This is a genomic window from Mesorhizobium sp. M7D.F.Ca.US.004.03.1.1, from assembly GCF_003998635.1.
GTDB classification, from domain to species: Bacteria; Pseudomonadota; Alphaproteobacteria; order Rhizobiales; family Rhizobiaceae; genus Mesorhizobium; species Mesorhizobium loti.
Genome location: NZ_RZQG01000196.1, coordinates 1 through 7,937 on the forward strand (window position 1 = coordinate 1; position 7,937 = coordinate 7,937).

Annotated in this window: 9 protein-coding genes; 8 read left to right on the forward strand and 1 reads right to left on the reverse strand. The window is 64.2% G+C overall.

Annotated elements, in window-relative coordinates; genetic code table 11:
- From EN935_RS13700 to EN935_RS13730, 7 genes are all read left to right on the forward strand, one after another.
- Positions 1–910: tetratricopeptide repeat protein (locus EN935_RS13700; protein ID WP_164771119.1), on the forward strand; the 910-nt coding region annotated here is incomplete at its 5' end.
- A 141-nt stretch (positions 911–1,051) separates the two neighbouring features.
- A complete protein-coding gene (gene efp, locus EN935_RS13705; RefSeq protein ID WP_013529127.1) occupies positions 1,052–1,618 on the forward strand; it encodes an elongation factor P in 567 nt (188 codons plus the stop codon).
- An 85-nt stretch (positions 1,619–1,703) separates the two neighbouring features.
- Positions 1,704–2,504: an inositol monophosphatase family protein gene (locus EN935_RS13710; RefSeq protein ID WP_109664729.1), complete on the forward strand. Its 801-nt coding sequence runs from the start codon at positions 1,704–1,706 to the stop codon at positions 2,502–2,504.
- Positions 2,505–2,620: 116 nt separating this feature from the next.
- Positions 2,621–3,307, forward strand: coding sequence for a hemolysin III family protein (locus EN935_RS13715; RefSeq protein ID WP_164757827.1), 687 nt, complete (start codon positions 2,621–2,623; stop codon positions 3,305–3,307).
- 108 nt (positions 3,308–3,415) lie between these two features.
- A complete protein-coding gene (locus tag EN935_RS13720) occupies positions 3,416–4,441 on the forward strand; it encodes a MotA/TolQ/ExbB proton channel family protein (protein ID WP_109665439.1) in 1,026 nt (341 codons plus the stop codon).
- A 1-nt stretch (position 4,442) separates the two neighbouring features.
- Positions 4,443–5,474: a peptidoglycan -binding protein gene (locus EN935_RS13725; RefSeq protein WP_109664719.1), complete on the forward strand. Its 1,032-nt coding sequence runs from the start codon at positions 4,443–4,445 to the stop codon at positions 5,472–5,474.
- Between the two features lie 249 nt (positions 5,475–5,723).
- Positions 5,724–6,158, forward strand: a complete 435-nt coding sequence (locus EN935_RS13730) for a hypothetical protein (RefSeq protein WP_109664715.1) — start codon at positions 5,724–5,726, stop codon at positions 6,156–6,158.
- 76 nt (positions 6,159–6,234) lie between these two features.
- On the opposite strand, the gene EN935_RS13735 is transcribed toward EN935_RS13730, so the two are convergent.
- Positions 6,235–6,588, reverse strand: coding sequence for a DUF1304 domain-containing protein (locus tag EN935_RS13735; RefSeq protein ID WP_127265267.1), 354 nt, complete (start codon positions 6,586–6,588; stop codon positions 6,235–6,237).
- A 140-nt stretch (positions 6,589–6,728) separates the two neighbouring features.
- Between EN935_RS13735 and EN935_RS13740 the strand changes: the two genes are divergently transcribed.
- Positions 6,729–7,937: carboxypeptidase M32 (locus EN935_RS13740; RefSeq protein WP_127373377.1), on the forward strand; the 1,209-nt coding region annotated here is incomplete at its 3' end.

Below are 7,937 nucleotides of genomic sequence, written 5' to 3' on the forward strand. Positions count from 1 at the left end.
GCCGCTGCCGCAACCCGCCACCACAGCCGAGCCCGCGCCGCTGCCGTCGGCCGACACCATCAACCCCGACCGCTTCGGCGCCAAGCCGGCGGACGCCGCCTATGGCGCCTTCCAGCGCGGTCTCTACAAGACGGCCTACAATCTCGCGCTAGTCCGGGCGCAAAACGGCGACCCGGCGGCGCAGACGCTGGTGGCCGAGATTCTGTCGCGCGGGCTCGGTGTGCCGCTCAATTCGGCGGAAGCGGCGAAATGGTATGCGCTGGCCGCCGAACAGGGCGTGCCGGAATCACAATTCCAGTATGCGCTGATGCTGCTCGACGGCCGCTACGTCAAGAAGGACGAAAAAGGGGCCTATGCGTTGATGCAGGCCGCCGCCGAAGCCGGCAACCGGCTGGCGCAGTTCAATTTCGCGCAGATGCTGGTCGAGCAGGACCCCGGCGACGCCGGCATAGCCAAGGCGGTTTCCTATTATGAGCGCGCCGCCGCGACCGGCCTCGCCGACGCGCAATATGCGATGTCGCAGATCTACGCCAATGGCGTCGGCGGCAAGCCGCGTGACGATGTGCAGGCAAGGCGCCTGCTGGCGCAGGCAGCAAGGCAGAATTACGACACCGCACAGATCGATCTCGCCGCCTGGATGATCGAAGGCCGTGGCGGTGCGCGCGACCTGAAATCCGCCTTCGGCTGGATGAAGCAGGCGGCGGAGGGCGGCAATGTCGCCGCCCAGAACCGCCTCGCAAAACTCTATATGCAGGGCATCGGCACCGATCCGGATCTGGTCCTCGCCGGCGCCTGGTACATCGTCGCCCGCCGCGCCGGCCTCATCGATCCGCAGATGGACGACTTCCTGCAGGGGCTGAGCGACGACGAAACCAAGCAGGCCCTGCAGAAGGCAAACCGCCTGCCGTAACGGCCTCTCCGGCTCAGCGCCAACTTGGCGCTCCCTTGCCTCTTCTGACGATTTGTGGTCTTGGGAGCCCGAAATCGCTTTACCAGCGAACACCCCGTACCAACGGCCAGACCGTTGGTATCCATTCCGGATCACCTCATCATGGCCAAGATCAATGGCAACGAAATCCGTCCCGGCTATGTCATCGAGCATGATGGCGGCCTTTGGGTGGCGGTCAGGACCAACACCGTCAAGCCCGGCAAGGGCGGCGCCTACAATCAGGTCGAACTGAAGAACCTCATCAACGGCACCAAGCTCAACGAGCGCTTCCGCTCGGCCGAGACGGTCGAACAGATCCGGCTCGACCTGAAGGACTTTTCCTTCCTCTATGCGCAGGAAGACGCGCTGGTGTTCATGGACACCCAGAGCTACGAGCAGCTCGAATTGAACAAGGACTTCGTCGGCGATCGTGCTGCGTTCCTGCAGGACGGCATGATGGTGACGGTCCAGCTCTACGAAGAGAGGCCGATCGGCATTTCACTGCCCGACTATGTGACGCTGACCATCACCGAGGCGGACCCGGTGGTGAAGGGCCAGACGGCAGCCTCGTCCTACAAGCCGGCGATCCTGGAAAACGGCATCCGCGTGCTGGTGCCGCCATTCATCGGCGCCGGCGAGCGCATCATCGTCGACACCAACGAAATCACTTACGTGCGCCGCGCCGACTGATGCATGTCGCCCAAAAGTGGCCCCGGTTTTGGGTCACCGACATGCATCAAGCCAGAGCTTAAGTGCAGCACCAGGAAGAACCACTATGGCACGCTCAGCCCTCCTCAACGTCATGGTCCAGGCCGCAATGAAAGCCGGCCGCTCGCTGTCGCGCGACTTCGGCGAGGTGCAGAACCTGCAGGTCTCGATGAAGGGCCCAGGCGACTATGTCAGCCAGGCCGACCGCAAGGCCGAGGACATCGTCTTTGCCGAGCTGTCCAAGGCACGGCCGGGCTACGCCTTCCTGATGGAAGAGCGCGGCGCGGTCGAAGGTGACGACGGCCAGCATCGCTGGATCGTCGACCCGCTCGACGGCACCACCAATTTCCTGCACGGCATCCCGCTCTTTGCCGTTTCGATCGCGCTGGAACGCCAGGGGCAGATCGTTGCCGGCGTCATCTACAATCCGGCGATGGACGAGCTCTACACCTGCGAACGCGGCGGCGGCGCCTTCATGAACGACCGCCGCTTGCGCGTCGCCGGCCGCATCAAGCTGGTCGACACGGTGATCGGCTGCGGCATGCCGCATCTCGGACGCGGCCACCACGGCAATTTCCTCGTCGAGCTGCGCAATGTCATGGCCGAGGTTTCCGGCGTCCGCCGCCTCGGCTCCGCCTCGCTCGATCTCGCCTATGTCGCCGCCGGCCGCATGGATGGCTTCTGGGAAACCGGCCTGTCGGCCTGGGACATCGCCGCCGGGCTGCTTTTGATCCGCGAAGCGGGCGGCTTCGTCTCCGACATGGATGGCGGCCAGGACATGCTCGACAACGGCTCGGTTGTCGCCGGCAACGAGGTCATTCAACGCGCGTTGCTGAAGGCCGTAAAGAAGCCGCTCCCCTCTCGTTGACAGGCAAGCCGCGCTGACCGCCGCGCTGATGCGCCGCAGTCGCAAAAGCGCAACGGAAGCTTGAAATACTGCCCGGCGAGCGCCCAAATTGAGTGCGCGGCGCAGGAAACCCGGCAGTGAACGACATCAAGCCCATCCCCGACATCCCGTTCATCGGACGCTGGCACTATTCGCGCGCCGAGATGATCGCCGATGGCATCGTCCACGCGGTCGGCATCGTGCTGGCGATCTCGGCCGGTTCCGCACTGCTGGCGCTGGCGGCCTTTCGTGTCGGACCGGGCGAATACATCGCCGCCGCCTTCTACGTGGTTTCGCTACTCACCGTGTTGTCAGTGTCGATGACCTACAATCTGTGGCCGGTGTCGTCGCCGGCGAAGTGGGTCTTGCGGCGTTTCGACCACGCCGCGATCTATCTGCTGATCGCCGCGACCTACACGCCTTTCCTGGCCCAGCTCGAAGGTTCGCCGCTGGCGCGCTGGATGATCGCCCTCGTCTGGACCGCGGCAGCGCTTGGCATCGCCATCAAGGTGTTTTTCCCTGGCCGTTTCGACCGGCTGGCCATCGTGTTCTATCTCGCCATCGGCTGGAGCGGCATCATCCTGGTCAAGCCGCTTGTCCAGACGCTGCCGACGACATCGATCGCGCTCATCGTCGCCGGCGGCATCGTCTACTCCTGCGGCGTCATCTTCTTCGCCTGGAAGGGGCTGCGCTTCCACAATGCGCTGTGGCACGGTTTCGTCGTCACCGGCGCAGGCCTGCATCTGGCCGCCATGGTCGACTGTCTGGTCATCAATCGCCTCTGACACAGACTATCGACGCGGCAATATTGCCAAGCGCCATTCAATTTGGTCACAATTCCGTTTAGAGTCGCGGTTTACGTGATCGGCGGCGGCATCGGAAACGGGGCACGGATGGCTTTTCTCAAATCCTTCGGCATGGGCAGACGTTCTGATGTCCTGATCTACGATCCGCACAAACTGTCGAGCCCGCAGGTCTTTCTGCTGACCATGGTGATCTTCCTGGTCATCGTCGCCTTCATCGCCGCCATCCTGACCCGCCAGATCTCGACCGCCTTTGGCAGCAATCCCGGCCTCAACGGCCTGATCGTCGGCGTTCTGGTGGTCGGCATCCTGCTGGCCTTCGCCCAGGTCGGGCGGCTGTTTCGCGAAGTGCGCTGGGTCAACTCCTTCCGTGCCGGGTCGGAGACCACCGAACCGGTGCTGCTGGCGCCGATGAAGGCGATGATCGGCCGCTCCTCGGCGACGGCCTTCTCGACCAGTTCCATGCGCACCATGCTCGATTCCATCGCCACCCGCCTCGACGAAAGCCGCGACACCTCGCGTTATCTCGTCGGCCTGCTGGTGTTTCTCGGCCTGCTTGGCACCTTCTGGGGCCTGTTGAACACCATCGGCTCGATCCGCGAGACCATCGAATCGCTCGATCCCGGCACGGGTGACGCCGCCGCGGTGCTCGATTCGCTGAAGCAGGGGCTTTCGGCGCCGCTCGCCGGCATGGGCACGGCCTTCTCGTCCTCGCTGTTCGGCCTGTCCGGCTCGCTGGTGCTCGGCTTTCTCGACCTGCAGGCCGGCCGCGCCCAGACGCGCTTCTACACCGAGCTTGAGAACTGGCTGTCCTCGGTCACCGATCTCTCGTCCGACATCGTCGTTGCCGATCCGGCCAAGACCGAGCCTTCCGACGAGATTCGCCTACTGTCGGAACGGCTGCGCAGCATGCAGGAGAATGGCGGCGGCTCCAATCCGCGCGTCGCCACCGCCATGGCCAATCTCGCCGACGGCATTTCCGGCCTGGTCAAGAACATGCGCTCGGAACAGCAGATCATGCGCGACTGGGTCGAGGCCCAGTCCGACGAGCAGAAGGCGATGCGCAACACGCTGGAGAAGATCGCCGACGCCCTGAAGAAGCCTGGGGTCCACTAGCATGGCACTCGCCAGGGGCCGGCGCACCGATCGCCGCATCGACTACTGGCCGGGTTTCGTTGACGCGCTGTCGACGCTGCTTTTGGCGATCATGTTCCTGCTCACGGTCTTCGTGCTGGCGCAGTTCCTGCTCGGCCGCGAAATCTCCGGCAAGGATACGGCGCTCTCGCGCCTCAACTCGCAGATCAACGAGCTGACCCAGCTTCTGGCGCTGGAGCGTTCGACGGCGCAGGACAAGGATGATTCGCTGGCCAATCTGCAGGCGTCCCTGTCGGCCGCCGAAGCGGAGAAGAGCCGGCTCGAACAATTGCTGGCGCAAGGTGCCGGCGCCGGCGACGCCGCCAATCAGCGCGCCGCGGCGCTCGGCGGCGAACTCGACAGCCAGCGCCAGATCAGCCAGCAGGCGCTGAGCCAGGTCGAGATCCTCAACCAGCAGATCGCGGCACTGCGCAAGCAGATCGGCGCGCTTGAGGATGCGCTCAACGTCTCCGAAACCCGTGACCGCGATTCCAACACCAAGATCGCCGATCTCGGACGCCGCCTGAACGTCGCACTTGCGCAGCGCGTCCAGGAATTGAACCGCTACCGCTCCGACTTCTTCGGCCGCTTGCGCGAAATCCTCGCCGACCGCGAAAACATCCGCATCGTCGGCGACCGCTTCGTCTTCCAGTCGGAAGTGCTGTTCCCGACCGGCTCCGAGGTGATCAACGATGCCGGCAAGGTCGAGATGAAGAAACTCGCCGACGCCATCATCGAGCTGCAGAAGGAAATCCCGCCCGAGATCAACTGGGTGCTGCGCGTCGACGGCCATACCGACAACAAGCCGCTCTCCGGCACCGGCCGCTACCGCGACAACTGGGAGCTGTCGACGGCGCGCTCGACCTCGGTGGTGAAATTCCTGATCGAGAACGGCGTACCGGCCAACCGCCTGGTCGCCGCCGGTTTCGGCGAGTTCCAGCCGCTCGATCCCGCCGACACCGAAGAGGCACGCAACAAGAACCGCCGTATTGAACTGAAGCTCACCGAACGTTGATCCATCATCGCGCGAACTCACGCGAATTTGTTCGTCGGCTCAACTCTAGGGCGCAGATCAAGGCCGGCAAGGCCTGAAAACATTATCTTTTTTTAATTACACATTGTCGCAGGGCGGTCCTAGCTTCCCGCCTGGGCCGAGAACCGCCGGCGATGAATCCCCCTCGTCGCGACACGACGGAACCCGACGGCCCACGGCCGGAAGGCAGGCGGAACGACCGCTGCCTTCCTCTACAAGAGGAGACGCGTGATGCGCTCTTTCACTCCCAAGACCTCGCTCAGAACTGCAACGCTCACGGCGTTCCTCATCGCCGTTCCGCTTGCCGGCGCCTATGCCGCGGGCCATCACAAGGGCGCTCTCGACGCGAGCGATCCGACCGATTTTACCGGCCCGCGCGTCGAAGGTCTCATCCAACAGGTTGAAGGCGTCCGTCAGGGCATCCTGGACGCGAGGCAGGCCAACAACATTACGCCGGCCGTGGCGGAGCGCCTGGAAATGCGTACCGTCCGCATCAGCCAGGCGGCCGAGAAGATAGCGGCGTCCGATCACGGCAGGATACCGGCCGCGCAATACCATGACCTGCTGCGCCGTCTCGACAATGTCGACCAGCGGCTGAGGGTCGATACCGGCAGCGGTTTCCTCATGGGCGATGGCGCCGACGGCGGAAGCTACCCGAACGGCTGAGGCCATAGCGGCTGAAACGGTCCAAGAGGAAGGGACCACCTGACGCCTTCGGGAGCCAATCCCGCGGGCGTCCTTTTTACCAGCCCAGCCAGACCGCGATCAGGGCAATCACCGCCGGCAAGGTCTGGATGAACAGGATCTTGCGGCCAACCGTGGCCGCGCCATAGAGGCCGGCAACAGCCACACACAGCAGGAAAAACGCCTTGACCTGAAAACCGGCCGCACCGAGGTAAAGTCCCCAGATGAGGCCGGCGGCAAGAAAACCGTTGTAGAGCCCCTGATTGGCGGCCAGCACCTTCGAGGCGCTGGCGAATTCGGGGGTCAGATTAAAAGCCTTGTGCCCACGCGGCGTGTCCCACAGCACCATCTCGAGATAGACGATGTAGACATGGATCAAGGCCACCAGCCCGACCAGGATGTTGCCGACCATGTTGTTCCCCTTCATTGGCCCCCGGCAGCATTTCATACGCGGCGTCGTCCGCGCAAGGTGCATTTGCCGGACGTGCCTGAGGGTTGCAAACGCCTTTGCGTTGGTATCTTTTCGCGCCGTCCCCAATCACGGAAGCCGCCATGTCCTTTCAGAAACTCGATGACCTCGGCAACAAGCTCGAAGCGCTTGAGCATGCGCTGGCTATCCTCGGCGCCGACGAGGCCACCTACATGGCCGTCGGCGGTGGCGAGAAGCGTGCCGAGGCGATGTCGGCACTGGCCGGCATGTATCACACCAGGGCAACGGCGCCGGAGATAGCGGACTGGATCGCCGCGGCCGAACAGGAAGCGTTGGGTGAAGAGCAGCGCGCCGCCGTCTCGGAACTGCGGCGGCAATACACCAACCTGACCTGCCTGCCGGTCGAATTCGTCGAACGCCAGACAACCGCGCGCATGCGTTGCGAGCAGCTGTGGCGCGACTTGCGCGCCAAAAACGACTGGGCGGGCTTCCAGCCGGCGCTGGAGGGCGTGGTGGCGCTGGTGCGCGAGGAGGCGGCGCTGCGTGCCGACGTGCTCGGCCTCGCCCCCTATGACGCGCTGATGGAGCAATACGATCCTGGCAACCGCACCGCCGACATCACGCCTGTTTTCACCGACCTGAAGGCTTTCCTGAAAAGCTTTGTGCCGGAGGCGCTGGCGATCCAGGAAGCACGGCTGCGCAAGCGCCCGTTGAAGCCGCTCTCAGGCACCTATGCGATCGACCGGCAGCGGGAACTCGGCCTCGCCATGATGGCGGCGGTCGGCTTCGACCTGACGCACGGGTCGCTGTCGGTGTCGCACCACCCTTTCTGCGGCGGCGTGCCGAGCGACGTGCGCATCACCACCCGCTACAAGACCTCCGATTTCCTGTCGGCGCTGATGGGCGTGCTGCACGAGACTGGCCATGCGCTTTACGAACAGAACCTGCCCAAGGCATGGTCGCACTGGCCGCTCGGCAAGGCGCGCGGCATGGCCGTGCATGAAAGCCAGAGCCTGTTCGTCGAAAAGCAACTCGGCCGCAACCCGGCCTTCTGGCGCTGGGCGCTGCCGGTGGTCGAAAAGCATCTTGGCGAAGCCTGGTCGCTCGACGACATCCTGCCGCATGTGCATCGCGTCGAGCGCGGCCTGATCCGCGTCGATGCCGACGAGGTGACCTATCCCCTGCATGTCATCTTGCGCTACGAACTGGAGCAGGAACTCGTCGCGGGCAGGCTTGAAGTGGCCGACCTGCCCGAAGCCTGGGACGCCAAGATGCGCGACTATCTCGGCCTCTCCACCATCGACAACCCCGCCGACGGGCCGATGCAGGAC